General features: G+C 65.4%; 28 protein-coding genes. 15 read left to right on the forward strand and 13 right to left on the reverse strand.

What is annotated here, in order from left to right; all coding sequences use genetic code 11:
• The first annotated feature begins 70 nt into the window (after positions 1–70).
• The 3 genes from OU426_RS04630 to OU426_RS04640 all read left to right on the forward strand — a co-directional run bounded on the left by OU426_RS04630 (position 71) and on the right by OU426_RS04640 (position 1,888).
• Positions 71–682, forward strand: coding sequence for a TetR/AcrR family transcriptional regulator (locus OU426_RS04630; RefSeq protein WP_267632682.1), 612 nt, complete (start codon positions 71–73; stop codon positions 680–682).
• A 136-nt stretch (positions 683–818) separates the two neighbouring features.
• Positions 819–1,580, forward strand: coding sequence for an imidazole glycerol phosphate synthase subunit HisF (gene hisF / locus OU426_RS04635; RefSeq protein WP_267632683.1), 762 nt, complete (start codon positions 819–821; stop codon positions 1,578–1,580).
• Complete coding sequence (locus OU426_RS04640) at positions 1,577–1,888, forward strand: phosphoribosyl-ATP diphosphatase (RefSeq protein WP_267632684.1); 312 nt, start codon at positions 1,577–1,579, stop codon at positions 1,886–1,888. The genes hisF and OU426_RS04640 overlap by 4 nt, the downstream gene beginning before the upstream one ends.
• A gap of 39 nt (positions 1,889–1,927) precedes the next feature.
• Here the strand turns inward: OU426_RS04640 and OU426_RS04645 are convergent, their stop codons facing one another.
• Genes OU426_RS04645 through OU426_RS04655 form a run of 3 tightly spaced genes read right to left on the reverse strand, consistent with a single transcriptional unit; the run spans position 1,928 to position 4,186 of the window.
• Positions 1,928–3,235: an MATE family efflux transporter gene (locus tag OU426_RS04645; RefSeq protein WP_267632685.1), complete on the reverse strand. Its 1,308-nt coding sequence runs from the start codon at positions 3,233–3,235 to the stop codon at positions 1,928–1,930.
• Between the two features lies 1 nt (position 3,236).
• Complete coding sequence (locus tag OU426_RS04650) at positions 3,237–3,752, reverse strand: PaaI family thioesterase (protein ID WP_267632686.1); 516 nt, start codon at positions 3,750–3,752, stop codon at positions 3,237–3,239.
• Positions 3,749–4,186, reverse strand: coding sequence for a PaaI family thioesterase (locus OU426_RS04655; RefSeq protein ID WP_267632687.1), 438 nt, complete (start codon positions 4,184–4,186; stop codon positions 3,749–3,751). Before OU426_RS04655 ends, OU426_RS04650 begins: the two co-directional genes overlap by 4 nt.
• Positions 4,187–4,286: 100 nt before the next feature.
• Between OU426_RS04655 and OU426_RS04660 the strand changes: the two genes are divergently transcribed.
• The 10 genes from OU426_RS04660 to OU426_RS04705 all read left to right on the forward strand — a co-directional run bounded on the left by OU426_RS04660 (position 4,287) and on the right by OU426_RS04705 (position 14,506).
• The gene (locus OU426_RS04660; protein WP_267632688.1) at positions 4,287–5,435 is read left to right on the forward strand and encodes a putative manganese transporter; all 1,149 of its coding nucleotides are present in this window, start codon (positions 4,287–4,289) and stop codon (positions 5,433–5,435) included.
• Between the two features lie 49 nt (positions 5,436–5,484).
• On the forward strand, positions 5,485–5,856 hold the full coding sequence (locus OU426_RS04665) for a MerR family transcriptional regulator (protein ID WP_267632689.1): 372 nt from the start codon (positions 5,485–5,487) through the stop codon (positions 5,854–5,856).
• Between the two features lie 205 nt (positions 5,857–6,061).
• On the forward strand, positions 6,062–6,451 hold the full coding sequence (locus OU426_RS04670) for a MerR family transcriptional regulator (protein WP_267632690.1): 390 nt from the start codon (positions 6,062–6,064) through the stop codon (positions 6,449–6,451).
• Positions 6,452–6,485: 34 nt separating this feature from the next.
• A complete protein-coding gene (locus OU426_RS04675; RefSeq protein ID WP_267632691.1) occupies positions 6,486–8,264 on the forward strand; it encodes an acyl-CoA dehydrogenase C-terminal domain-containing protein in 1,779 nt (592 codons plus the stop codon).
• A 175-nt stretch (positions 8,265–8,439) separates the two neighbouring features.
• The gene (locus OU426_RS04680; protein WP_267632692.1) at positions 8,440–9,117 is read left to right on the forward strand and encodes an alpha/beta fold hydrolase; all 678 of its coding nucleotides are present in this window, start codon (positions 8,440–8,442) and stop codon (positions 9,115–9,117) included.
• Between the two features lie 235 nt (positions 9,118–9,352).
• Positions 9,353–9,994, forward strand: a complete 642-nt coding sequence (locus OU426_RS04685; protein WP_267632693.1) for a glutathione S-transferase family protein — start codon at positions 9,353–9,355, stop codon at positions 9,992–9,994.
• 113 nt (positions 9,995–10,107) lie between these two features.
• Positions 10,108–11,319 (forward strand): acetyl-CoA C-acetyltransferase, encoded by a 1,212-nt coding sequence (locus OU426_RS04690; protein WP_267632694.1) that lies wholly within the window; start codon positions 10,108–10,110, stop codon positions 11,317–11,319.
• A 42-nt stretch (positions 11,320–11,361) separates the two neighbouring features.
• Entirely contained in the window at positions 11,362–11,832 is a 471-nt protein-coding gene (locus OU426_RS04695; RefSeq protein WP_267632695.1) for a cupin domain-containing protein, read from the forward strand.
• Complete coding sequence (locus tag OU426_RS04700; protein ID WP_267632696.1) at positions 11,829–12,314, forward strand: cupin domain-containing protein; 486 nt, start codon at positions 11,829–11,831, stop codon at positions 12,312–12,314. Before OU426_RS04695 ends, OU426_RS04700 begins: the two co-directional genes overlap by 4 nt.
• Positions 12,311–14,506 (forward strand): 3-hydroxyacyl-CoA dehydrogenase NAD-binding domain-containing protein, encoded by a 2,196-nt coding sequence (locus OU426_RS04705; protein ID WP_267632697.1) that lies wholly within the window; start codon positions 12,311–12,313, stop codon positions 14,504–14,506. The genes OU426_RS04700 and OU426_RS04705 overlap by 4 nt, the downstream gene beginning before the upstream one ends.
• A gap of 105 nt (positions 14,507–14,611) precedes the next feature.
• Here the strand turns inward: OU426_RS04705 and OU426_RS04710 are convergent, their stop codons facing one another.
• From OU426_RS04710 to OU426_RS04720, 3 genes are read right to left on the reverse strand one after another with little or no spacing between them, the layout of a single operon-like run.
• A complete protein-coding gene (locus OU426_RS04710; protein ID WP_267632698.1) occupies positions 14,612–15,316 on the reverse strand; it encodes an SDR family oxidoreductase in 705 nt (234 codons plus the stop codon).
• A gap of 15 nt (positions 15,317–15,331) precedes the next feature.
• On the reverse strand, positions 15,332–15,982 hold the full coding sequence (locus tag OU426_RS04715; protein WP_267632699.1) for a sulfotransferase family protein: 651 nt from the start codon (positions 15,980–15,982) through the stop codon (positions 15,332–15,334).
• Between the two features lie 16 nt (positions 15,983–15,998).
• Entirely contained in the window at positions 15,999–16,922 is a 924-nt protein-coding gene (locus tag OU426_RS04720; RefSeq protein ID WP_267632700.1) for a DMT family transporter, read from the reverse strand.
• 88 nt (positions 16,923–17,010) lie between these two features.
• Here OU426_RS04720 and OU426_RS04725 point away from each other — a divergent pair, with 88 nt between their 5' ends.
• Entirely contained in the window at positions 17,011–18,636 is a 1,626-nt protein-coding gene (locus OU426_RS04725) for an AMP-binding protein (RefSeq protein ID WP_267632701.1), read from the forward strand.
• A 135-nt stretch (positions 18,637–18,771) separates the two neighbouring features.
• Complete coding sequence (locus OU426_RS04730; protein ID WP_267632702.1) at positions 18,772–19,758, forward strand: hypothetical protein; 987 nt, start codon at positions 18,772–18,774, stop codon at positions 19,756–19,758.
• Here the strand turns inward: OU426_RS04730 and OU426_RS04735 are convergent.
• The 7 genes from OU426_RS04735 to OU426_RS04765 form a co-directional block, all read right to left on the reverse strand.
• The gene (locus tag OU426_RS04735; protein WP_267632703.1) at positions 19,755–20,576 is read right to left on the reverse strand and encodes an SPOR domain-containing protein; all 822 of its coding nucleotides are present in this window, start codon (positions 20,574–20,576) and stop codon (positions 19,755–19,757) included. The genes OU426_RS04730 and OU426_RS04735 overlap by 4 nt on opposite strands.
• Positions 20,577–20,640: 64 nt before the next feature.
• Positions 20,641–21,273 (reverse strand): uracil phosphoribosyltransferase, encoded by a 633-nt coding sequence (upp, locus tag OU426_RS04740; RefSeq protein ID WP_267632704.1) that lies wholly within the window; start codon positions 21,271–21,273, stop codon positions 20,641–20,643.
• Positions 21,266–22,255, reverse strand: coding sequence for an adenosine deaminase (locus OU426_RS04745; protein WP_267632705.1), 990 nt, complete (start codon positions 22,253–22,255; stop codon positions 21,266–21,268). Before OU426_RS04745 ends, upp begins: the two co-directional genes overlap by 8 nt.
• Positions 22,256–22,333: 78 nt before the next feature.
• Positions 22,334–23,542 (reverse strand): phosphopentomutase, encoded by a 1,209-nt coding sequence (locus OU426_RS04750; protein ID WP_267632706.1) that lies wholly within the window; start codon positions 23,540–23,542, stop codon positions 22,334–22,336.
• Positions 23,542–24,849, reverse strand: a complete 1,308-nt coding sequence (locus tag OU426_RS04755) for a thymidine phosphorylase (protein ID WP_267632707.1) — start codon at positions 24,847–24,849, stop codon at positions 23,542–23,544. Before OU426_RS04755 ends, OU426_RS04750 begins: the two co-directional genes overlap by 1 nt.
• 1 nt (position 24,850) lies before the next feature.
• Positions 24,851–25,252, reverse strand: a complete 402-nt coding sequence (locus OU426_RS04760; RefSeq protein ID WP_324289797.1) for a cytidine deaminase — start codon at positions 25,250–25,252, stop codon at positions 24,851–24,853.
• A gap of 132 nt (positions 25,253–25,384) precedes the next feature.
• Positions 25,385–26,467, reverse strand: coding sequence for a cupin domain-containing protein (locus OU426_RS04765; protein ID WP_267632708.1), 1,083 nt, complete (start codon positions 26,465–26,467; stop codon positions 25,385–25,387).
• Positions 26,468–26,494 lie beyond the last annotated feature (27 nt).

Consider the following 26,494-nt stretch of genomic DNA (forward strand, 5'->3'; position numbering starts at 1 on the left):
TGACAGTGTAAAGTTACGCCACCATAAGAGCAATGTTGACGGCGTCAAGATGACCTGCGATGCCGTAAATATGAGTAGTAGGCCCAAATCCCCCCACCACCACGGCAACTTGCGCGTGGCCCTTGTCGATGCGGGCCTCGCCATCTTGTTGGAAGAGGGCCTGGGCGGGCTGACGCTCCGGCGCGCGGCGGCGCGGGCGGGCGTCAGCCACGCCGCCCCCGCCCATCATTTCGACGGACTCTCGGGCCTGATGACCGCGATTGCGACCCGGGCCTACGGGATGTTTGCCGACCGGCTCGCGGCCGGGCGCGACCTTCCGGCGAAGGGTGATGAAGAGCGCCTGCTGAACATCTGCCTCGCCTATCTCGATTTCTCGCGCGATCACGCCGGGCTGTTCGACCTGATGTTCGTCTCCCCCGGCCCCGACCGCGACGATCCGACGCTGAAGGCCGCCGGGGCCGAGGCCTATCAGATCCTGCGCGAGGGCTGCCGCCCGTTCGCCGCCGACGGCACTGCCGACCCGGTAGTCGAGATTGCCGTCTGGACCATGGTTCACGGCTATGCGCTCCTCGGCCTTTCGAGCCCGGAAAGCCCCAAGCGCCAGATCGTCGAAATCCCCCCCTTCGCTGCGCTTCTGCGCCGCCTTCTCAGTAGGCGCGACCACTCGAAGACCGACGGATAAACCTGCAACCCCGAAGAAATCCGATAGATCGACCGGGCGGCGCCTGCTAGATGGACACCTTCAAGCGACGCACCGCGATCGAGAATGCTTTTCATCGACAGGATGGAGCGTTAGGAGAGGTCCGAAAGGACCACCCATGCTCAAGATCCGCATCATTCCCTGCCTCGACGTGGCCGATGGTCGCGTGGTCAAGGGCGTGAATTTCGTTGACCTCGTGGATGCGGGCGACCCGGTCGAGGCGGCCAAGGCCTATGATGCGGCAGGCGCCGACGAGTTGTGCTTTCTCGACATCCACGCGACCCACGAGAACCGCGGCACGATGTTCGACCTCGTCACCCGTACGGCCGAACAATGCTACATCCCCCTGACCGTGGGCGGTGGCGTCCGTACGCATGAGGATGTCCGCGCCCTTCTCCTGGCCGGCGCCGACAAGGTCTCGTTCAACTCCGCCGCCGTGGCGAACCCCGACGTGGTGGCGGAGGCAGCGGACCGGTTCGGCTCGCAGTGCATCGTCGTCGCCATCGACGCGAAGACCGTGGAACCGGGCCGCTGGGAAATCTTCACCCATGGCGGGCGGAAAGCCACCGGCATCGACGCCGTCGAATTCGCCCGCACCGTCGCCGCGAAGGGCGCGGGCGAAATCCTCCTGACGTCAATGGACCGCGACGGCACGCGGGCAGGCTTCAACCTGCCCTTGACCCGCGCCATCGCCGATGCCGTCGACCTGCCGGTGATCGCCTCGGGCGGCGTCGGCACGCTCGACCACCTCGTCGAGGGCGTGACCGAGGGCCACGCGAGCGCCGTCCTCGCCGCGTCGATCTTCCATTTCGGCACCTACACGATCCGCGAAGCCAAGGACCACATGGCCCGCGCGGGCATTCCAATGAGGCTTTCATGACCGCGCTTGACCGTCTTGCCGCCACCATCGCGGCCCGCAAGGGCGCCGATCCCGAAAGTTCCTGGACGGCGAAGCTCCTCGCCAAAGGGCCGGAGAAATGCGCCGAGAAGTTCGGTGAAGAAGCCGTCGAGGCGGTGATCGAGGCGGTGAAGGGCGACCGCGACCGGCTGACCGCCGAGGCGGCGGATGTGCTTTACCACCTGCTCGTCATGCTTGCCGCGCGTGAGGTGACGCTTGCCGATGTTCTGGCGGAACTGGAGCGGCGCGAGGGCACGTCGGGGCTTGCCGAAAAGGCCTCCCGTGGCTGAGCCGCGCGAGGAGGCACGCAGTGCAACGACGAGCCCATCTCAGGCCAAGGCCTGCTCGATCCTTGGATAGCGCCGCCCAAGGCTGATCGCACGGAAAACGAACATCAGAAGCAGCGCCGCCCACAGGCCGTCATTGCCGAAAGCCATGGGCAGCAGCCAGAGTGCCGGGATGTAGAACACCGCCATCTCGATCATCGCCATCCGCATGTCGCGGCCGCGCGTCGCGCCGATGAAAATGCCGTCGAGCATCCAACAGGCAATGCCGACCACCGGCGACAAGGCCACCCAGAAAAGCCAGCCGCGCGCCGCGGCACGGACGTCCGGTTCGGTCGTCATCAGATCGATAATGGAAGGCCCCGCCAGCCAGAAGCCCAGCCCCAAGAGGATCGCGCCCCCTGCCCCCCATTGCGACGGCAGCCAGGCCGAGCGACGCAAGAGCGGCACCGACCGCGCGCCCACCGCCTGCCCGACCAAAGCCTCGGCGGCAAAGGCGAAGCCGTCGAGCGCATAAGCGGTAATTTCCAGGAACTGCAGAAGCACCTGATTGGCGGCGAGCGTCACGTCGCCAAACCGGGCGCCAAGGAAAACGAACGAGGTAAAAGCGCCCTGCAGGATGATCGAACGCAGCATGATATCGCCATTGACCGAGGCCATGCGGCGCAGTTTCGCTCTATCAAAGATCCGCGCCCGGTCTTTCAGCGCCGCTGCCGATAGCCCGTTCCGGCACAGGAACAGGCCAAGCGCCAGCCCCGTCCATTCGGCGATCAGCGTCGCGACCGCCACACCTTCCACCCCCCAGCCAAAGCCAAGGACGAACCAGAGATCCAGAAGAATGTTCAGCCCATTCATCCAGAACTGCAGCACCAGCACCGACCGCGTGCGTTCGGCCGCAATCAGCCAGCCGGTCACCGCATAGATCGCGATGGTCGCGGGGGCACCCCAGATGCGGATGGCAAGATAGTCCCGCGCCAGTGTTTCGACCTCGGCCGAAGCGGGTGCCACGTGAAAGGCCAGCGCGAAGACCGGCACCTGCAGCAGGACGAAGGCCGCGCCTGCTGCAAAGGCGATCATCAGCGCCCGGATCAGGATCGCGCCCTGTTCCTTGCGGTCGCCCGCGCCCAGCGCCTGCGCGGCCAGTCCGGTTGTGCCCATCCGCAGAAAGCCGAAGGCCCAATAGAAGGTGGCCAGCGCCACCGCGCCGATCCCCACCGCGCCGATCGGCGCGGCGAGGCCCATCTGGCCCACGACCCCTGTGTCGACGGCGCCCAGCAGCGGAACGGTCGCGTTCGACAGGACGATCGGCGCCGCGATCCTGAAGACGCGGGCGTGGGTGACGGGCTCGCTCACCTCAGGGCTCCGGGCGTTCAGGCATCAGGAAATGGCCCGTTGCCTGAGCGAAGAGCCGCGAGCGGTTGTCCTGCCACGCTTCGACATGAACTGAGGCATAGCGCCGCCCCGACCGGTTGACCCGCGCCCGCGCATAGGCGTCGCGTGGCAGGCCACTGCGCAGGTAATCAACCGTGAAATCGATGGTCTTCGGCAGCCGCGGCAGACCGCCGCCCGCCAGCCGCGCGGCATCGAGCGCGCCGCTTTCCAGATCTTCCCAGATCATCGTCCAGCTCAGTTCGACGATGGAGGCGACCTCGAGGAAAGCCGCCGTCACCCCGCCGTGCAGGGCGGGCAAAAGCGGATTACCGATATGGCTTTCATGGAACGGCAGGACGGCGGTCAGCTCGTCTCCGCGCCGGTCGAACTCGATACCGAGGAAGCGGATATAGGGCACGCCCTCGACCAGCGCTTTCAGCGCGGCGTCGCGGCGGCCCTTTACCAGATGGACGGGCTCGGGCGGCGGGCGGCGGCTCATTTGCCCGCCTCCCCTCGTTCGACCGTGAAAGCGCCGGTCGCCATGGCGACGATTCGCGCCTCGTCCTCGTCATGCGCGGTTGCGCGCACGAAGGCGACCGAGCGGGTGACATTGTAGCATTCCGCCCGCGCCGTAATCCTTTGGCCGGGCGTCGCGGACCGCATGTAGTCGATCCGCAGATCCAGCGTCGCCGTCCCGCGCGGCGCGGACGGATGGCTCATCACCGCCGTGCCGCAGCAGGTATCCATCAGCGCCGAAACCGCGCCGCCGTGAATGACCCGCGTCTCCGGATCGCCGATCAGCCGCTCGTCATAGGGCATCGAGATTGAGGCCGTCCCCGCCCCGATCGCATCGAGCTTCATGCCGAGCGCGCGGGCATGCGGCAGCGCCGCCACGAACTGGGCGCCGATCTTCAGCTTTTCGGTCTCGGTCATCACATCTCCGGCGTCAGAGGCCCCCGGCAGTTATTCGCGCTTGCAAAACCGCCCGCAAGCGCTATCTTTTGCAATTGAGAATTAGTCGCAAGAAAGCAAGATGTCCGATCTTAGCACCAGAGCCCCCGTCCCGACCGTCGCCGAGAAAACCCTGCGGGCCGCGAACCTGCGACCCGGCCGCCTGGCGACCGTCGCGCTTCTGGCGGCCCTCGCGCTTGCGCCGGGGCTTCTGGGCGAGGTCACGCGCGGCTTGATGGTCGATGCGTTCGTCCAGGTCTCGGTCTTCGTCGCAGCGACGCTCCTTCTCTTCTACGGCGCCGAAAAGCTTTTCGGCTTCGACCTGGGCGAGTCCATGGGTCGCGCGAAAGCGCTGCAGGTGCCGATGGCGGCCTTCCTCGGGGCGACGCCCGGCTGCGGCGGCGCGGTGGTGGTCGTGGCCGCCTATGCGTCAGGCAAGGTCTCGTTCGGCGCGGTCGTGGCGACATTGACCGCGACGATGGGCGACGCCGCCTTCCTGCTGATCGCCACGCGGCCCGATGCCGCGCTTGTCCTACTGCCCCTGCAGTTCGCGGTCGGGATCCTGACCGGCTGGCTCATCGACAGGTTCGTCACCGTCGACTACCGCCCGACCGGCGGCGCCTGCGAGATCGCACCGCGCATCGGCCAACCGCGCGCCCGCGACTGGGCCTATCTGGCCTTTGTCCTGCCCGGCCTTGTCGTCGGCGCCGCGCAGATCGGACAAGTCGAGATCGCCAGTTTCGGCCCGCTGCCAGTCGAATGGATCGCGCTTGCAGGCGTGGCGACCGGCCTTCTGATCTGGGCCTTCTCGCCGGTCAACGCCATGACCAACCCGGCCGACCGGCCGGTAACGCGCATGGCCGAGGAAACCGCCTTCATCTCGGTCTGGGTGATCGCCGCCTATCTGGCCTACGACTATCTCGCTCAGTTCGCGGGACTCGACCTCAAAGCCCTCTTCGCCGCCATAGCGCCGGTGCTGCCACTCGTGGGCGCGGCGATCGGCTTCATCCCCGGCTGCGGACCGCAGGTTCTGGTGGCAACGCTTTATGTCAACGGCGCGATCCCGTTCGCAGCCCTCGTCGCCAACGCCATCTCGAACGACGGCGACGCGCTTTTCCCCGCCATCGCGCTTGCCCCCCGCGCGGCGATCATGGCCACGGTCTTTTCCACCATCCCCGCGCTGATCGTCGCCTATGGATTGTATTTCTTCGCGCCGGGCTTTCTGAACTGAGTTGTCACCTCCCGTCTCTCGCCTTACCTTCACGGCAAGGAGGACGGCGATGACGGACCAGCCGATCAGCTTCAAGGACATGTGCCTGCGCTTCGACGTGACCGCGCGCACCTTGCGCTATTACGAATATATCGAACTTCTGGCCCCGATAAAGGAAGGCCGCTCTCGCTTCTACGGCCCGCGAGAAATCGCGCGGATGAAGCTCATCCTGCGCGGCCGCCGCTTCGGCTTCAGTCTTGAAGAGATTCGCCAGTGGCTTCTCCTCTACAACCAAAAGGGCACCCGAGAGCAGAATCTCGTCTGGGTCGAGCTTGCCGATCGGCAGCTGAAGGAACTGGAGAAGCAACGGGCCGAATTGGACGGGACCATCGCCGACCTGCGCGCCTTGAGAGATTCGAGCGCCGCGAATCTGGATGACTGACATCTTCCGCCGGGTCACCTGAGGCCCGGAAAATGCTTGACGCTAGGTCAAAAAATTTCCTCTGAAACGATCCTTTCGCAATGACGTTTCGTCAGAAAAATTCTTACGCGACGTCACGGTTACCTTAACGTCATCTTGGCTTGTACCATCCATATCCAATCGTCATCTGCTGTCTCTCTCTGAAACAGTCGAAAGGATATGAGACGTGAGTGAAGAGTTGATGGGCATCCGTGCCATGTGCGAGGCATTCGACGTCACGCCGCGCACGCTGCGCTTCTATGAGCAGAAAGAACTGTTGTTCCCGCTGCGCGAGGGCCAGAAACGGCTTTATAACCGGCGCGACCGCGCCCGGCTGAAACTGATCCTGCGTGGCAAGAAATATGGCGTGAGCCTCGAAGAAATTCGCCAGATCGTCGACCTCTACGACCATGATGGCGAGGGGCTGCAGATCACCAAAGCGATCGAGACCGCCCGCCGCCGCCTGGCGGAAATGATGGAGCAGCGCGCCGCGCTCGACGCCGTCATCAATGAACTGGCCGGCCATATCGCCGATGCCGAAAAGACCCTGGACCGGGTGGAAACCCAAGCCGCCTGATCCCGCGACCAGACCGAAGATCCCGGAGGACCGAATGACCCAATACAACGCCCCCACCCGCGACATGCAATTCCTGCTGCACGATGTGCTGGAGGTGACCAAGTCGGGCGTTCCGGGTCACGAGGAACTGGAGCCGGACTTCACCGGCGCCGTTCTGGAAGAGGCGGGCAAGATCGCCCGCGACGTCCTCCACCCGCTGAACGCCTCGGGCGATCAGGAAGGCTGCCGTCTGGAAAACGGCGTGGTCTACACGCCGAAGGGCTACAAGCAAGCTTTCCAGGCGATGAAAGAGGGCGGCTGGACCGCCCTTGATTGCGACCCCGCCTACGGCGGTCAGGGCATGGCTTACGTGCTCGCGACCGCCGTTGGCGAGATTTTCGTTTCCGCCAATATGGCCTTCAACATGTATCAGGGCCTGACGCATGGCGCCTATTCGGCGATCCATGCCCACGGGACCGAGGATCAAAAGGCCACCTACCTGCCGAAGATGGTCACCTGCGACTGGACCGGCACGATGAACCTGACCGAGCCGCACTGCGGCACAGACCTTGGTCAGCTTCGCACCAAGGCCGAACCGCAGGCGGACGGCAGCTACAAGATCACCGGCCAGAAGATCTTCATCTCGGCGGGCGATCACGACATGTCCGACAACGTCATCCACCTCGTGCTGGCGAAAGCCCCGGGAGGCGGCGAGGGGACGAAGGGCATCTCGCTCTTCATCGTGCCGAAATTCATGGTGAATGCGGATGGCTCGCTCGGGCCCCGCAACGCCGTCTCGGTCGGCAAGATCGAGGAAAAGATGGGCATCCACGGCAATGCGACCTGTGTGATGAACTATGACGGCGCGACCGGCTTTCTGCTGGGCGAGCTCCACAAGGGCATGCGCGCGATGTTCACCATGATGAACGAGGCGCGTCTGGGTGTGGGCCTGCAAGGCTATGCGGTCGCCGAGGCCGCCTATCAGAACGCGCTCGCCTATGCGAAGGACCGCCTGCAGGGCCGCGACGTGACCGGCGTCAAGAACCCGACCGGCCCGGCCGACCCGCTGATCGTCCATCCCGACATCCGCCGCGCGCTGATGGACCAGAAAAGCTTCGTCGAGGGCGCCCGTGCCTTCACCCTCTGGGGTGCCACGCTGATCGATCGCGCCCACCGCGAAAAGGACGCAGCCGCCGAAGGGCTGATCTCGCTTCTCACCCCGGTCATCAAGGGTTTCCAGACCGACAAGGGCTTCGACAGCGCCGTGCAGGCCCAGCAGATCTGGGGCGGCCATGGCTATATCGAGGAACAGGGCATGTCGCAGTTCGTCCGCGACGCCCGTATCGCGATGATCTACGAAGGCGCCAACGGCGTGCAGGCGCTTGATCTCGTCGGCCGCAAGCTGGCCGACGGCGGCGGCAAGCATGTGATGGCCTTCTTCGAACTGGTGAAGGGCTTCATCAAGGAAAACGAGGGGGATGCCGAACTGAAAGCGCAGTTCCTCGACCCGCTGAAAGCCGCCTCGAAAGACCTGCAGACCGCCGCGATGTTCTTCATGTCAGAGGCGACGAAGAACCCCAATGCCGCGCTCGCCGGTTCCTACGATTTCATGCATCTCTTCGGCCATGTCTGTTTCGGCTATATGTGGGCCCGCCAGGCCAAGGCCGCCCGCGCAGCGCTTGCCGCCGGAACCGGCGACACGGCCTTCTACGAGACCAAGCTTGCCACCGGCCGCTACTATATGGCCCGCCAGCTGCCCGCGACGATGATGCATCTCGCCCGCATCCAGTCGGGCGCCGACCCAGTCATGACGCTCGCCGCCGAGGCGTTCTGAACAGGCTTTTCTGGGGCGGCGATCTACGCGATCGGAGGCGCTGCCCCAACCCCCGCACCAACGCCTTCATACCGCCCGCATCTGAAGGGAAATACGATCTTAAACCGCACTGCATTCCAGACAGACCTGTCATATAAGTCTTCTTGCTTATTTGTGGGATAGGACGAGGCGGGTCATGAAGATCGTTGTGCTTCCTGGCCTCGATGGCACCGGTCGTCTTGTCCAGAGCTTCGCCGATTACCTGCGGGCCGATCATGCCGTCGAGATTTTCTCCTACCCGGTCGACCTGGCGTCCTACGCCGAAATCGACGAATGGTTGGCGCCCCGCCTGCCGGAAGGTCCCTATCTGATCGTGGCGGAGTCCTTTTCCGGGCCGCTCGCGATCAAAATCGCCGCTCGTCGCCCCGCTGGACTCAGGGCGGTCGCCTTTGTCGCTACTTTCGCGCGCGCACCTGTCAGATTTCCGCCCCGCCTGATCAGAACTTTGAACCTGATCCCCGGATCTCTCCGAGTTCTGTCAAAGGTCGGTCAGACATTCACATTCGGTCTCAAGCGCTCTTGCGATGACGTCGCCAGCTATCAGGCCGCCCTGCGGCAAGTGCCGCCTGGAACTCTCGTGGAACGCCTCTGCGCCACTGCGAGCGTCGACGTCCGCAGGGAGCTTTCCAGAATCGCCGCGCCGTGCGCCTACCTGCGTGCGGCTCAGGATCGGCTGGTGCATCGCTCGGTTTCCGAAGACTTCTTGCCATATTGCGAGCGCGTCATCGCGGTAGATGCCCCACATTTCCTGTTGCTGACTAGGCCGAAGGAAGCGGCAGGACATGTTTCAGATTTTTTGAATGCGGTTGCTTGAACCGCCATGTCTGGCCAAATCTGTTGCAGCCTATTCGTCGGCATTGCTCCGCGCACAATGAATTGCACACAGGACACACCACCGGATATTGCGACGAGACATCAGTAATTATTGCGGCGCGTTCCAGACCAGTTGCTCCAGCATCGATCCGCGTGAACATTCCCATACCAAGATTTGATGTGCGCCCGCCCTGCCGCCGCGCCATATATCGGGGGGCAACAACAGGATCCGACCCATGACAGCGAAACTCCACTGCTTCGGCGAAAGCGGCAATGCCTACAAGGCGGCGCTGACACTTGAACTCTCGGGCTACGACTGGCAGCCCGTCTTCGTCGATTTCTTCAATGGCGCCACCCGCACCGAGGAATTCCGCAAGATCAACGTGATGGGCGAGGTCCCGGTCTTTCAAGAGGAAGGCACCACTCTCTCCCAGTCCGGTGCGATCATGTACCATGTCGTCAAGCGCACCGGCAGGTTCGGCGGCGCCCCGGGCGAAGAGGAAGAGGTCCTGCGCTGGATCCTGTGGGACAATCACAAGATGTCGAGCCAGGCGGGCATGACCCGGTTCCTGATGAACTTCCTGCCCGCCGACAAGTGCCCCGCAGAGGTCATCGCCTTCATGCAGGGCCGCCTCAAGGCCGCCTATAGCGCGCTCGACAGCCACCTCAAGGGCCGCGACTGGCTGGTGGGCAAAGGCCCGACAATTGCCGACTTCTCCTGCTGCGCCTATCTCTACTACCCCGAGCCCTTCGGCTTCGACCGCAAGGACTGGCCCCATATCGACGGTTGGCTCGACCGGATCGCCGCCCTGCCCGGCTGGAAACACCCTTATGACCTGATGCCCGGCAATCCGACCGAGCGAGCGCAGAAAAGCTGATATTGCGCCGCAGCGTCACGCGGGACAAAAGCTGACGCGCAGGTAAACTGCCCCGAAAGTTGTCCCCCGCATCATCGCGAATCGCGGTCGGACGCCCAAGGAGAGGACCGACGATGACCGAAGCCTATATTTACGACGCCGCCCGTACCCCCCGCGGCAAGGGCCGCCCCGACGGCGCGTTGCACGAGGTGACGGCGGTCGCCCTTTCGGCCCGGCTTCTGAACGCGGTGAAGGACCGGAACGGGCTGGAAGGCCACGTCATCGAGGATGTCATCTGGGGCAACGTCACCCAGGTCGCCGAACAGGGCGGCTGCCTTGCCCGCTCTGCCGTCCTCCTCTCTGACCTCGACGAACGCATCCCCGGCCTTGCCATCAACCGCTTCTGCGCGTCGGGCATGGAAGCCGTAAACATCGCCGCCAACCAGGTGCGCGGCGGGGCGGGCAATGCCTATATCGCGGGCGGGGTCGAGATGATGGGCCGCGTCGCCATGGGTTCCGATGGCGCCGCGATCGCCGTCGACCCCTCGCTCGCGATGAAGACCTATTTCGTACCGCAAGGCATTTCCGCCGACATCATCGCCACCGAGTACGGTTTTTCCCGCGATGACGCCGACGGGCTGGCCGTCGAAAGCCAGCGCCGCGCGGCGGCAGCCTGGGCCGAAAATCGCTTCGCGAAATCCATCGTCCCGGTCAAAGACCAGAACGGCCTGACCATCCTCGACCGCGACGAATATATGCGACCGGGCACCGACATGCAGACGCTCGGCCGCCTCGACGCCTCGTTCAAAGGCATGGGCGAGGTCATGCCGGGTTTCGACAAGCTCGCGCTGATGAAATACCCCCATCTCGAGCGTATCAACCACATCCACCATGCCGGTAACTCCAGCGGAATCGTCGACGGCGCGGCGGCGGTGCTGATCGGCAACGCCGAGTTCGGCAAGGCCCACGGCCTGAAGCCCCGCGCGAAGATTCGCGCCACCGCGAAGATCGGCACCGATCCCACCATCATGCTGACCGGCCCCGTCCCCGTGACTGAAAAGATCCTGAAGGACTCGGGCATGTCGATCAGCGACATTGACCTCTTCGAGGTCAACGAAGCCTTCGCCTCGGTCGTCCTGCGCTTCATGCAGGCCTTCGATGTGGATGCCTCGAAGGTCAACGTCAACGGCGGCTCGATCGCCATGGGCCACCCCCTTGGCGCCACCGGCGCGATGATCATCGGCACGCTTCTCGACGAGCTGGAGCGCACCGGCAAGGGCACCGGCCTCGCCACCCTCTGCGTGGCGTCCGGCATGGGCGCGGCCACGATCATCGAGCGGGTCTGACACTCGGCCCGGCTGCTGAAAAGATGCCTTGAGGAGGCGCGGATGCCCATCATCGACCAGACCATATGCCCGGTCAAAACCGGCTCGATCTATCCCGAACCCTATGCATCGATGATGCAGGGCCGCTCCTCGCTCCGCCTGGGCGAGGCGGGCGGGCTCAGCCAATATGGCGTCAACCTCGTGATGCTCGAACCCGGGGCACTTTCGTCCCTCCGCCACTGGCACCAGAACGAGGATGAATTCGTCATGGTGACCGAAGGCGAATGCACCCTCATCGACGATCAGGGCGAGCACATCATGCGCCCCGGCGACTGCGCGGCCTTCCCGGCCAATGACGGCAACGGCCACCATTTCGTCAACCGCACCGACAAGCCCGCCAAATTCCTCGTCGTCGGCACCAAGGCCCCGCGCGAAGTCGCGACCTATTCCGACGTCGACCTCCGCGTCGAGATCGAAGGTGGCAAGGCGCGCTTCACCTACCGCGATGGCAGCGACTGGACGGGGCCGCGATGATCCTGCGCAAGGGCACCGTCGCCACCGACACCGCGCCATCGAACTATCCCGCGCCCTATGCGCTGCCGGAAGGGCTGATGCGATGGCTGCCACTCTCCGACGCGGGCGGCCTGTCGCAGTTCGGCGCCGCCGTCGAAACCCTCGACCCCGGCGGCCAGTCGAGCCAGCGCCACTGGCACGAGGCCGAGGATGAATTCCTCTATGTCCTCGACGGCGAGCTGACGGTGGTCGAAAACGACGGCGACCATATCCTTACCCCCGGCGATGCGGCCTGCTGGCCTGCGGGCGTCGCCAACGGCCATTGCCTGATCAACCGATCGCAAAGGCCGGCCACTTATCTCATCGTAGGCACAAGGGCGAAGGATGACGCCGCCCACTACCCCGACATCAACCTACATTATTCCCGGAAGGATGGGCAGCGCAGCATGTCCCACAAGGACGGCACCCCCTACCCCGGCTGGCCCAAGGAGACCAACAGATGAGCGATTTCACCTATGCAATCGACGCCGACGGCGTCGCCACCATCACCTGGGACGTGAAGTCCAAGTCGATGAACGTCCTCAACCTCGAGGCGGCGGCGGACCTGAGCGCGCTCATCGACAAGGCCATCGCCGACGACGCGGTCAAGGGCGTGATCCTGACTTCTGGCAAGAAGGATTTCGCTGGCGGCATGGACCTCAACATCATCGCGAAGATGAAGGAAAGCGCCGGCGACAACCCGGCGCGCGGCCTCTTTGAAGGCATCATGAATTTCCACGCGCTCGAGCGGAAGATGGAACTGATGGGCCGCGACCTGAAGTCGGGCAAGGGCGGCAAGCCGATCGTCGCGGCCCTGCCCGGCACTGCGCTCGGCATCGGCCTCGAACTCCCCCTCTCCTGCCACCGCATCATCGCCGCCGATAACCCCAAGGCCAAGATCGGCCTGCCGGAGATTCTCGTCGGCATCTTCCCCGGCGCAGGCGGCACCACGCGCCTTGTCCGCAAGTTGGGCGCCATGGCCGCCTCGCCCTTCCTTCTGGAAGGCAAGCTCTCCGACCCCAAAGCTGCGAAGGCAGCAGGCATCATCGACGAGGTCGTGGCGCCCCAAGACCTCATGACCCGCGCCAAGGAATGGGTCCTGAATGCCAAGCCAGAGGATATGGTGAAGCCCTGGGACGCAAAGGGCTACAAGATGCCCGGCGGCGCGCCCTATCACCCGGCGGGCTTCATGACCTATGTCGGCGCCTCGGCCATGGTTCATGGCAAGACGCAAGGCGTCTATCCGGCGGCGAAGGCGCTCCTTTCGGCCGCCTACGAAGGCGCACTCGTCCCCTTCGACACCGCGCTGAAAATCGAGGCGCGCTGGTTCACCAACGTGCTGATGAACCCCTCCTCGTCCGCCATGATCCGTTCGCTCTTCATCAACAAGGAAGCGCTGGAGAAAGGCGCGAACCGCCCGAAGGTCGATGACCAGACCGTCCGCAAAGTAGGCGTCCTCGGCGCCGGCATGATGGGCGCGGGCATCGCCTATGTCTCGGCGCTGGCCGGAATCGAGGTCGTGCTGATCGACGCGGCCCAGGAGGCCGCCGATCGCGGCAAGGCCCATTCGGAAGGCATCCTCGACAAGGGCATGAAACGCGGCAAGGTCACGGCCGAGAAGAAGGCCGAAGTGCTGGGCCGGATCACCGCCACGACCGACTATGCGGCGCTCAAAGGCTGCGACCTGATCGTCGAAGCCGTCTTCGAAGCCATGAAGGTCAAGGCCGAGGTCACCGCCAAGGCCGAAGCCGCGATCCCGGAAACGGCGATCTTTGCCACCAACACCTCGACCCTGCCGATCTCTGATCTCGCCAAGGCGTCCAAACGCCCCGGCCAGTTCATCGGCATCCATTTCTTCTCGCCCGTCGACAAGATGATGCTCGTGGAGATCATCAAGGGGAAGGAAACCGGAGGCATCGCCGTCGCCAAGGCGCTCGACTTCGTGCGGCAGATCAGGAAAACCCCGATCGTCGTCAATGACGCGCGCTTCTTCTACGCCAACCGCTGCATCATCCCCTACATCAACGAAGGCATCCGCATGGTCGCCGAAGGGGTCGAACCGGCGCTGATCGAAAATGCGGCAAAACTCCTTGGCCTGCCGCTCGGGCCGCTGCAACTGGTCGACGAAACCTCGATCGACCTCGGCGTGAAGATCGCCAAGGCCACGAAGGCCGCGATGGGCGAAGCTTATCCCGACGGGGCGGTCGATCCGGTGCTTTTCGCGATGGCCGACAAGGGCCGGCTTGGCCGCAAGGCCAAGGCCGGCTTCTATGCCTATGATGACAAGGGCGAGCGCCAGGGCCTGTGGGACGGTCTTGACAGCCTCTGGCCGGTCGCCGCAAGCCAGCCCGACCTGACCGAGGTCCAGCACCGCCTGCTTCTGGTCCAGACGCTGGAGGCGGTGCGGGCGCTTGAGGATGGCGTTCTGGAAGACATCCGCGAAGGCGATGTAGGCGCCATCCTCGGCTGGGGCTACTGCCCCTGGTCGGGCGGGCCCTTCGGCTGGCTCGACATCGTGGGCGCCGCCCGCGCGGTCGAGATCTGCGACGGGCTGGAGGCGCGCCACAGCGCACGGTTCATGGCGCCGAAGCTTCTCATCGACATGGCGGCAAAGGGCGAAAGCTTCTACGGCGGCAAGGCGGCGAAGGCCGCCTGAGCGCGGCCTGCCCGGGCGGGCCTCCTCGAAGCACTTCGTGCGCTCGTCGGACCCGCCCGAGGCGTGCATGACATGCGCGACGAGGCGCCGCTTCGCGCAGGCGCCTCAGATGCGGCGCGTGAGCCCGCCATCGACGGTCAGATTCTGGCCGGTGATATAGCCAGCGCCATCCGAGAGAAGGAACGCGACGGTCGCCGCGACCTCCTCCGCCCGGCCATAGCGGCCCATCGGCACCATCTGCCGCCGTTCTTCGGTGCCGGGCAGGCTGTCGATCCAACCGGGCAGGACATTGTTCATCCGCACATTCTTCGCGGCATATTCGTCGCTGAAAATCTTGGTGAAGGCCGCTAGCCCCGCCCGCGCCACGGCCGAGGTCGGAAACATTGCCGAAGGTTCGAACGCCCAGGCGGTCGAGATATTGACGATCGCGCCGCCGCCCTGCGCCGCCATGACTGGCGCCACCAGCCGCGTGGCCCTGACCACGTTCAGGAAATAGACGTCGATCCCCCGGTGCCAGTCCTCATCGCTGATCTCTAGGATCGGGGCGCGCGGCCCGTGGCCAGCGGAATTCACCAGCCCGTCGATCCGGCCCCATCGCTTCATCGCCTGATCGACAAGCCGCGCCAGATCGTCTGAGGACTGGTTCGATCCGGTCACGCCCAGCCCGCCCAGTTCCTCGGCCAAAGCCTCGCCCTTGCCGGACGACGACAGGATCCCGACCTTCCAGCCCTGCCCGGCCAGATGGCGCGCCGCCGCCGCGCCCATGCCGGAGCCTCCGGCGGTGATGAGGGCAACCTTTGTGTCACTCATGGCAAACTCCTGCTTTCAAACATCAAAATCATAGCTGAACCGCGCAATATCCTCGGCGCAGATCGCGCCCAGCAAAGCTGCATCGCGGTCGGAATAGAAAGGCCGCCAGTCACGCGGCCGGGCGCTTTCGTTCACGCGCGGCAGGGGGGCGAGGCGAAAGCCCAGGTGCGCCTCGAACGGCGCCAGATCAGCGCCGATCTGTTCGAGGCGAAGGAAAAGCCCGGGCTGCTCCATTCCGGACCGGTCACGCAGCCAGGCCCCGTACGGCCAGCGGCGGAAACTCTCTGCGATCACCGGACGGTTCAGGAAGGCGCTGAAGTCGAGCGTCTGCGCCAGCCCCACGGCCGGATGATCGAAGCTCTGCAATTGCAGCCAATGGTAATAGCTCACCATCCGGTCCCACGGGTTGCGCACCAGCGTCACGATGAGAAGTCCCGGGTCCGCTACGCCTGCAAGCCCGTCGAGATCGGCGAGCGTGGAGTGCTTCCAAAGCCGCCCCGCCGTCTTGATCGCCTTCTGTCGCCCCGCCCGCGCCCGGCCCTTTGGCGTGTCGGAGATGATCACATCGTCCTTCATCGCACGCGCTTCCAGCGCCAAAGTCAGCGCCGTGCCGCCGGTCTTCGGCGCGTGGAGAAAGAGGAAACGGCGGCCGCGCGAGAAATACATGGGCCGAGCCTACCCCTCAGCGCGACCGCAGCGCAATGATCGCACCCGCGACAACGATCAGCCCCATGCCGCTGACCGCGGTCAGCGAAATCCCCTCGCCCCAGATCGCCCAGGTCCAGAGGGCGCTCATTGGCAGGATCGCATATTCGAAGACCGCGACCCGGCTCGCCTCGGCCACCTGATAGGCACGGATCATCAGGCCGACGCCCAGAAGCGAACCTGCTGCCTGAACGAAGGTCCAGAAAAGGAAGGGCCCGGACGGCCATACCGGCCCGCGCAGAACGAAACCTGCGGTGCCTTCCGGCACTGCCGGATGCAAGACAGAGAGGACGCCCATCCCGATCAGACCGAAGAATCCAAGGCCAAGGAAGAAACCCAGAAGCAGCGTCTCGGCCCTCTCGCCCTCGCACCATTCGCGGGTCGCGAGATTGCCCAGCGCGTAGAAGAACCCCGCGACGATGGGCAGGATCATCGCCGGGCTGACGGCCTTCAGACCGAACCCCAGAACCAGCATCACGCCCACGAACCCCACGATGACCGCCAGCACCCGGAACGGGCCTATCGGATGGCCATAGACGAACCGCGTGAGGATCAGGACGAAGATCGGCGCGGTGAAGAGGCCTGCCGCGACCTCGGCCACCGACAGGAAGGCGAGGCAGCCGAAATAGATCACCATCGCTATGGCATGAATGAGGCTGCGCGCCAGAACCGCGCGCAGGCGGCGCGGGGCGAGCGACAGGCCAAGCGGCCGGGCAAGCAGGAAGAGAAGCGCCGCCGCCATGACCGTGCGGGTGGCATGGAACTGCCAAAGCCCGCCCTCGGCGGCGATCACCCTGACCCAATTGTCGGTGAAGCCGATCAGGAAAGCATAGGTCAGGACCATCGCGGCGGCGCGCAGGGTCGGGTTTGCGGTAGGGCGGACAGTATCGGGGACGGTCATCGGGCCTCTCAGGTCGAATTTGGATATGCTAGCGGCCCGGCGCGCGTTACCCATGTCTGGAAACGACATGTGCGACGGGGAGGTACGCATGGGTTGGCTCAGGGACGAAACCGGTCTTGGCAGGAACGCGGCGAATTTCGTGCCGCTGACACCCCTCTCCTTCCTCCGGCGCGCGGCGGATGTTTTCGCCACTGATGCAGCGCTCGTCTATGGGAATGAGCGCTGGACCTATCGCGCCTTTCATGAACGGGTCAGCCGCCTCGCCTCGGCGCTCGACCGCGCGGGGGTCGCGCCCGGCGATGTGGTGGCAACGCTTCTGCCGAACGTGCCCGCCCAGGTCGAGGCGCATTTCGGCATTCCGGCCGCAGGCGCGGTGATCAATGCGATCAACACGCGGCTTGATGCCGACACCGTCGCCTATATCTTCGCCCACGGCGAAGCGAAGCTCGCGCTCGTCGACACGGCGCTTCTGCCGCTCGCCGAAGACGCCATCGCCCGAAACGCGGGCGCGGGTCCGAGGATCGTCGAAGTGCCAGACCGGGTCGCGGGGATCGAGCCAAGCGGGCGCTATCAGACCTACGAGGATCTGCTGGCGACCGGCGATGCCGACGCGCCCTGGAAAATGCCGCAGGACGAATGGGAAAGCCTCGCGCTCAATTATACCTCTGGCACCACCGGGCGGCCGAAAGGCGTGGTCTATCACCATCGCGGCGCCTATCTTCTTGGTATGGGCACGGCGGTCGCCTGGCAGATGGGGCTGAGGCCGGTCTATCTGACCATCGTGCCGCTCTTTCACTGCAACGGCTGGTGCCACAGCTGGACGATCCCGTCGCTCGGCGGCACGATCGTCTGCTGCCGCGACATCACAGCTGCCGCGATCTATCGCGCCATCGCCGAGGAAGGCGTGACCCATATGGGCGGGGCGCCGATCGTTCTGAACATGATCATCAATGCAAAACCGGAAGACCGGCGCGATTTTTCGCATATCGTTCAGACCTATACCGCCGGCGCGCCGCCGCCCGCCGCCACGCTTGCCGCCATTGAACCTTTGGGGTTTTCGGTGACGCAGGTCTATGGCCTGACCGAAACCTTTGGCCATGTCACCGAATGCCTCTGGCGGCCGGAGTGGGACGGGCTGCCCGAGGCGGACCGCGCGGCGATCAAGGCGCGGACCGGGGTCCTGATGCCCTTCATGGAAGACATAAACGTCCACAGCGATGCCTCCGCCCCTGTCGCCCGTGACGGCGCCGCGCTTGGCGAGATCGCCATACGCGGGAACGCGGTGATGAAGGGCTATTACAAGAACCCCGAGGCGACGGCTGAAGCCTTCAAGGGCGGCTGGTTCCGCTCGGGCGACATCGCCTTCCAGCATGAGGACGGCTATATCAAGATCACCGACCGGGCGAAGGACATCATCATTTCGGGCGGCGAGAATGTCTCGTCGGTCGAGGTCGAGGGCGCGCTGATGCACCATCCGGCCGTGTCGCTCTGCGCGGTCGTGGCGAAGCCGGACGACAGATGGGGCGAGGTGCCCTGTGCCTTCGTCGAGCTGAAACCCGGGCAGGAAGCAAGCGAGGAGGAGCTGATCGCCTTCGCGCGAACGCGGCTTGCGGGCTTCAAGACCCCGAAGAAAGTGGTGTTTCAGGAATTGCCCAAGACCTCGACCGGCAAGATCCAGAAATTCGAACTCCGCGCCCGGGCCAGGGAACTCTGACACAATGCAGGCGCCTCATCGAGCCCGGGCGGGCTCTCTTCGGCTGCAAGGGCTCGACGGGCGGCCCGGAATGATTGCCCGCCCTCCTCCGCTTCGCTAGACTGCGGGAAAACAGGCAAGAGCAGCATACCGCCCATGACGGCGCTCAGCGAATATCAGCGACTGGAATGCACCGGCCTCTGGCGGGAGCATGCGGCTGCCCAGAGGCGCGAGGTGATCGTCACCTTCGGCGATGCGACGCTGATGCTGAAGGAAGCGGCCTCTGATCGGGCGCTTGCCCATTGGTCGCTGCCCGCGCTGACCCGCGCCAATCCGGGAGAGATGCCCGCAATCTTTCGCCCCGACCCCGACGCAGAGGAGGAGTTGGAGATTGACGACGAGGTGATGATCGCCGCCATCGGAAAGGTCCACCGGCTGATCGAGGCCCGCCGCCCCCATCCCGGGCGCCTGCGCGGCGCGCTCGTCGCCTCGCTCCTCGCCGCCTTCCTCGGCGCGATGATCTTCTGGCTGCCGGGCGCCCTTATCGCCCATACCGCCAAGGTGCTGCCCGCGCCGGTCCGTGCCGCCGTCGGTCAGGCGATCCTGGCCGATGTCACGCGCCTGTCCGGTCCGCCCTGCGCAGAGCCCGAAGGGCTGGCCGCTGCCGATCTTCTGTCGAACCGCCTGCTCGGGCGCCCCGGCGCGCTGGTGATACTTCCCGAAGGGCTTCAGGGCGCGCTCCATCTGCCCGGCGGCCTCATCCTTGCCGGCCGTCCGCTCCTCGACAGCGGGGACGACCCGGCCCTGCTTGCCGGCCATATTCTTGCCGAGGAGCTTCGCGCCCGCCGCTCCGACGCGCTGACCGAAGCATTGTCCTACGCCGGCTTCCGCGCGACCTTCCACCTTCTGACCACTGGCGAAGTCCCGAGTGAGGCGTTCCACGGCTATGGCGAACGGCTCCTGAAAGCGCCGGTCGAGCCCGTGTCGGCAGATGATCTGACAGCGCAGGCCACGCGCCTCCACCTCGATCCCGCGCCCTATCTCACTGCAACCGGCGCCACCTCTGCCCCGGCAGGCGGTGACGCGGTCGAGCCGGTCATCACCGATACCGACTGGGTCGGCCTGCAGGGGATTTGCGGTTAGGGCCGGATGAACGCGCCGGGAAAACCTGCCTTCAGCCGCGCGCGCGCCGCCGCGGCCGCCGCTTCAGTTGCAAAAGGTCCCGCGAGAACGGCGGTCAACGCGCCGCCCCGCACCTTCTGCCGGGCCACCGGCAAATCCGCGCCCTTCACCGCCGTCGCGGCCGCCTCGGTATTCGCCGGATCGGCGAAGGCGCCAACCTGTACCCAAAGCGCCGCGCCGCCCACCGGTCGCTCTTCCAACGTTCCATCGCTCGACCAGACCAGCCGGTAACCGCCTGCACCCTGCGCCTTCGCGCGGGCAAGCGCGGCCGGATCGTCCGAAACGCCCGCAACCGCCAATCCCGGCACGCCCAACGCATTCACGCTCGCGGGGTCCAGCGCCCCACCGCCACAGCGGGTGATCCGCCGCCCGTCGCTAAGCCAGGCCCGCGCCCCTCCGCGCGGGCAAAGCCCATCGCCCGATGCCACGGCCTCTGTTCCGACGATCACCAGCGCCGGGCGCGCCCGGCGGGCCTTGGTCGCAGCCGGAGCTACCGCCTTCGGCGCAGGTTCGGGTGCAGGTGCCGCATCTGCCGCCACCTCGGCCACCGGCGCGGCTGTCGGCACCTCACCGCAAACCGGCTTGTTCGATTGATCCAGACGCGGCGCCCAGAGGACCGCGCCATTCACCACCGCGCGCTGGAAGAGGCAGCCCTTGCTGTCAGTATAGTCCCGCCCGGCATAATCGGCGGGCGGCGGCTCCGCCGGGCCACCCACCTGCCCGAAGCTGGGCTGACCGGCCAAGACCGCAAAAGACACCAGTACCGGAAGAACTCTCATCGCCTGCCCTGCCTCCACCCCGGGGTCAGATTGGCAAAGGCCAAGGCGCCGGTAAAGCCCCCACTCACTTCGTGCCAAACATCCGGTCGCCCGCGTCGCCAAGACCCGGCACGATATAGCCGTGATCGTTCAGATGGCTGTCGAGCGCTGCGGTGACGATCGGCACATCGGGATGGGCCTCTTTCATCCGCGCCACGCCCTCGGGCGCGGCCAGAAGGCACATGAAGCGGATGTTCTTCGCACCCGACTTCTTCAGAAGGTCGATGGCGGCGGCCGAGGAATTGCCCGTGGCCAGCATCGGATCGAGCGCAATGACCAGACGATCCTCCAGCCCCGAGGGCACCTTATAGTAATATTGCACCGGCTGCAGCGTCTCGGGGTCGCGGTAGAGACCCACGAACCCCACCCGCGCCGCCGGGATCAGCTCCAGCACCCCGTCCAGAAGCCCGTTGCCCGCGCGCAGGATCGAGATCAGCGCCAGCTTCTTGCCGTCGATCACCGGCGCGTCCATCTCGCAGAGCGGCGTCTCGATCCGCTTCGTCGTCATCTCCATCTCGCGGGTGATCTCATAGGCCAGAAGCTGGCTGATCTCGCGCAAGAGGCGGCGGAAGGAATTGGTCGATGTGTCCTTCTCGCGCATCAAGGTCAGCTTGTGCTGCACCAGCGGGTGTTTGACGACGGTCAGATGATCACGCACGGGCAGCCTCCAGCTTCTTGACGATCCGGTCCCTTGTATCGCCATCGCAGAAGGCCGCGTCAATCGAGGTGCGGGCGATTGCGTCGAATACGCCCTCGTCCCAGTCGAAAGCCTCGGCCAGCCTATCATATTCATTCTTCATCGTTGTGTGGAAGAAGGGCGGATCGTCGGTCGAGACCGTGACCTTCACGCCGCGCTCGCGCAGCCGGTGGATCGGATGGTCGCGCCAGGTCCTGTAGACGCCAAGCGCCACGTTCGAGCCCGGGCAAACCTCCAGCACCACTCCCTTTTCGGCAATCTCCTCGACCAGCGCCAGATCCTCGATCGCGCGGACGCCATGGCCGATCCGTTCGACGCCCAGATCGCGGATCGCGTCGCGCACGCTCTCAGGCCCGCCCCATTCGCCCGCGTGCGCCGTCAGGCGCAGACCCGCTTCACGCGCTGCATCAAAAGACCAGGCGAAGTCCTTGGGTTTTCCCATTTTTTCGTCACCGGCCAGACCGAAGCCGACGATCCAGTCGCCGGCAGTTTCGGCGGCACACAGTGCAGTTTCGCGCGCCTTCTCCGGCCCGAAATGGCGGATCGCGGTTACGATGCCCCTGAGCGTGATCCCGTCGCGCCTTTCGGCCAGATCGGCAGCGTCGCGGATCGCGGCCAGATAGTCCTTCCAGGCTTCCACGTCCCGCCCGCCGCAGAAATCGGGGCTGAGGAAGGTTTCGGAATAGACGACGCCCGAGGCCGCGCTTTCCTCCAGAACGGCAAGCGTCAGACGATGGTAATCCTCGGGGCTCTTCAAGGTTTCGGTGGCCGCCTCATAGACCTTCAGGAAATGCCAGAAGTCGCGGTAGGCATAGTGGCCGCGCTCGTCGAAGATGCCCGACAGGTCCATCGACTTTTCCTTCGCCAGCCCCCGGATGAAGGCAGGCGGTGCCGCGCCTTCCAGATGCAGGTGAAGTTCGACCTTGGGCAGAGTGGAGGTCATGTTCGGAGTTCCTTTCGGGACGGATGCCATACGCGTGCAGGACGGGTGCGGGACGCGGGCGGCACGGAGTTCTTTGGCCTAGAGGAAGCTCTTCCCAGGCCCGTGCGACGGCACACCAAGATGCGCCGCGACCGAGGCCGCCACATCGACGAAGCTGACATGGCCGATTTCTTTCAGCCCGTAGCCATGACCGATGACCGGCACCCGCTCGCGCGTATGGTCGGTGCCGGTCCAGGTCGGGTCATTGCCGTGATCGGCCGTGAAAAGCGCAAGATCGCCGGGGCGGAGAACGGCCAGAAAGTCGCCCACGCGGGCATCGAACCATTCAAGCGCCCGGGCATAGCCCGAAACATCGCGGGGGTGGCCGAACAGGCTGTCGAACTCGACGAAGTTCGCAAATGTTAAGGAACCCTCCTCGGCATCCCTCGCACAATCCATCAGATGTTCGAAAAGTGCAATATCCGCGCCCTTCTTCACGTCGTCGATCCCGCGCATCGAGAAGATGTCGCCGATCTTGCCGATCGCATGAACCTTGCGGCCCGCGCCCTGCACCCAGCGCAGAAGCGTCGGCGCGGGCGGGGCTATGGCGTAGTCGTGGCGGTTGGTCGTGCGCTTGAAGTTTCCCGGCTCGCCGACGAAAGGCCGGGCGATCACCCGGCCCACTTTCATCGCATGGAGACGCGGCGCGATGTCCTCGCAAAGCTTCAATAACCGGTCGAGCCCAAAGGTCTCCTCATGACAGGCGATCTGAAAGACGCTGTCGGCAGAGGTGTAGCAGATCGGCCAACCGGTCCGCATGTGCTCGGCGCAATGCGCCTCGATGATCGGCACGCCCGAGGCATGGCAGTTGCCCAAGGTCCCCCCGGCGCCGCATAGCCGCGCGACCTCGTCCATCAGATCCTGCGGGAAGGCGGGCTGGGCGTCGGGAAAATAGTGCCAGTCCCACGGCACCGGCACACCTGCCAATTCCCAATGGCCCGAGGGCGTGTCCTTGCCATTCGACACTTCGGTCGCAGCCCCCCAAAGGCCCTGCGGGCTGTGGCGCAGGCCCGGCATCGCCTCACCCGACGCCAAAGCCACAGCAGCCGACAGGCCCAGCCGGTCGAGGTTCGGCATGTGCAAGGGGCCGCTCCGCCCCTCTTCCGCCCGGCCCGCCGCGCAGGCCTGGGCAATATGGGCGAGCGTATTGGCGCCCGTATCCGGCACCTTGCCGTTGAAGAAGTTGCCCGCGTCCGGCGCGCCGCCCGCGCCGACGGAATCCATCACGATCAGGAAGGCGCGTCCCATCAGGCGATCCTTTCGATGATCAATTCCGGCTCGTCCGGCGCCTCGGGCGCGATCCGGTAGGCGGCGAGCACCTCGGCCACCGCGCGATCCGCATCTGCATCCGACGCTGCGTGAACCAAAGCGAAGGCCTCGCCCGCCGCCACCGGTTCGCCAATTGGCGCAAGGTCCGACAGCCCGACCGCCGGATTGATCCGGTCGCCGCCCTTGAGCCGACCGCCGCCGAGATGAACCACCGCATGGCCAAGCGCCTCGCCATCGATGGCGGCGATGAAGCCGCCTTCAGGCGCCTTCACCTCGCGCACCACCGCTGCTGCGGGCAGGCGGTCGGGATAGTGTTCCACGAAATCATGCGGCCCACCCAGCGCCGCGACCATCTGGCCAAAAATCTCCGCGGCGCGACCGGAATCGAGCGCCTCGGCAATCTGGTCCTCGCCTTCCAGCGCATCCTCGGCAAGGCCAGCGAGCACCAGGGCCTCGCCGCCAAGCGCCACCGTCGTGTCCCACAAGGGCTGGCTGATCGCCTGGCCGGTCAGCGTTTCCATCACCTCGATCACCTCAAGCGCATTGCCTGCCGCCGCAGCCAGAGGCTGCGACATATCGGTGATCAGCGCGGACGTCTTGCAGCCCGCGCCATTCGCCGTATCGACGAGCGAACGCGCGAGCGCCCGGGCCCGATCAAGCGTCTTCATGAAGGCGCCGGAGCCGACTTTCACATCCAGAACAAGGGCTTCCAGCCCGGCCGCCAGTTTCTTCGACAGGATCGAGGCGGTGATAAGGTCGATAGACTCCACCGTCCCCGTCACATCGCGGATCGCGTATAGCCGCCGGTCGGCGGGGGCGATATCGGCGTTCGCCCCGACGATCGCGCAGCCGACCTCGCGCAGGATGCGGGTCAGCGCGTCGGACGATTGGTCGACCTTGTAGCCCGGGATCGCCTCCAGCTTGTCGAGCGTGCCGCCGGTATGGCCAAGGCCGCGGCCCGAGATCATCGGTACATAGGCGCCGCAGGCCGCTAGCGCCGGGGCGAGGAGAAGCGATGTTACGTCACCGATGCCGCCGGTCGAGTGCTTGTCGACGATGGGCCCCGGCATGTCCCACTGCAGAACCTGGCCGCTGTCGCGCATGGCGAGCGTCCAGCCGACGCGTTCCTCGACCGGCAGTCCGTTAAGGAAAACCGCCATGGCGAAGGCGCCTGCCTGCGCATCGGTGACCTCGCCCGAGGCAAGCCCGTCGGCGAACCAGCGCGCGGCGTCTGCAGGCAGGCCGCCGCCGTCGCGCACGCGGGCAATGATCTGACGCGCGTCCATCTCAGACCCTTTCCATATGGCTGGCATCGAAGGACCCCGGCAGAAGCGCCCCGATCGTCGTCGAAAGGCGGGCGCCATCCGTCGTCGCGAGCGTCACCGGAACCTCGCCCGCGCCGAATTCCGCGAGCTTCTGTCGGCAGCCGCCGCAGGGCGGCACCGGCGCGGGGCTGTCGGCGATGACGGCGACCTCGGTCAGCCGCTTTTCCCCGGCCGCAACCATCGCGGCGATGGCGCCCGCCTCGGCGCAGGTGCCTTCCGGATAGGCGACATTCTCGACATTGCAGCCGACATAGACCGTGCCGGAGGCCGCCCGCACCGCCGCGCCGACCTTGAAACGGCTGTAGGGGGCATGGGCGTTCTCTCGCACGGCGCGCGCCGCCGCGACCAGATCATCCTCGGTCATTCCTGCCTCCCATTTTTTACCATCCGGTCTAATTACGTCACCGTTAGCGCGAACGCAACGGCGTAGTCCGGGGTGCTTTGCGCCCCCCGGAGCCTCCGCAGGATATTTGAGCCACAGTGAAAGGGATAGAGGTCAGGCGCGCAGGGTGGAAAATGCGCCGGGCAGGGAAACTTCCAGAAGCTCGAAATCGTCCGACGGCTCGGCCCATTCGGTCACCATGCCGGGCGGGGTGACGAACGCGTCACCGCGCACCAGACGGTAGGGCTCCTTGCCCTCGCCCTTCAGGGTCATTTCGCCCGCCATCACGAAGCCGAAAAGAATGTCGCTGTCATGGCGGGTGGGCGCGGACGGGCCCTCGCCCTTGCGCACCACCTGAACGCCCGCGACGCCCTTGGTATTTGCGTTGATCGTCGTGTCGCGGCAGATATAGCCCGGCTGGCGGAACGGGGCCCATGCGGCGCCTTTCGCCAGATTATGGACGAAGCGCTGGCCGTCCCATTCCCGATCGGGGCGGTCATGCGGGGTCGGCAGCTCCATCTCATGGTCGATCTCGGTGACATGTTCGGCCGGCACGCCGATCTCGATCACCTCGATATCCTCGCCCGCCTCCATCACCCGGTGGCGGATCTGCGGCGGCTGGATGAAACAATCGCCGCGCGTCAGGCGGCGCATCCCGCCCTGATCCTCGTAAAGCACATCGACCCAGCCGTTCACGCAGAAAATGAGCTGAAAGCCCACCTTGTGGTAATGAACCATGTCCGGAACCTTGCCGTCCGGCACGCGGATGTGGCTCGCGATGATCGCGCCGCCGAGGCGCGAGGGCACCAGATCGCGGTAGGCCATCCCGGCGCGGCCGATCACCCAGGGCGCCTGATCGGCGAGGCGGCGGACAACGAAGGCATGTTCGGTGGCGGGCAGCACGAGCGGCGGGTTCAGTTCATGGAGCGTGACGAGCGTGCCGCCGGGCGAGGTCAGTTCTGTCTTGCCCTCTGCCAGCGTCAGATAATCGTCGGTCAGGATGCGAAGCTGACCGGGCGCGGCCTTCAGCTGGGCATCGAGCCTGAGGCGCAGGCCATGGCCGGAAAGGACAACCACCGCCGGATTGTCGGCCGGGTAGATCATGTCGAGCCGGAAACCCAACTCCTTGGTGAAGAAGCCGAGATCCTTGGTCAGGGCCGTGGTCGGCAAAAGCACTTCGGCGCGCATGTCGCTCATCTTTGTCTCCTCCGGAGCTGCCGGTAT

It is taken from the genome of Frigidibacter sp. RF13 (assembly GCF_026626305.1).
Lineage (GTDB): Bacteria > Pseudomonadota > Alphaproteobacteria > Rhodobacterales > Rhodobacteraceae > TMP-24.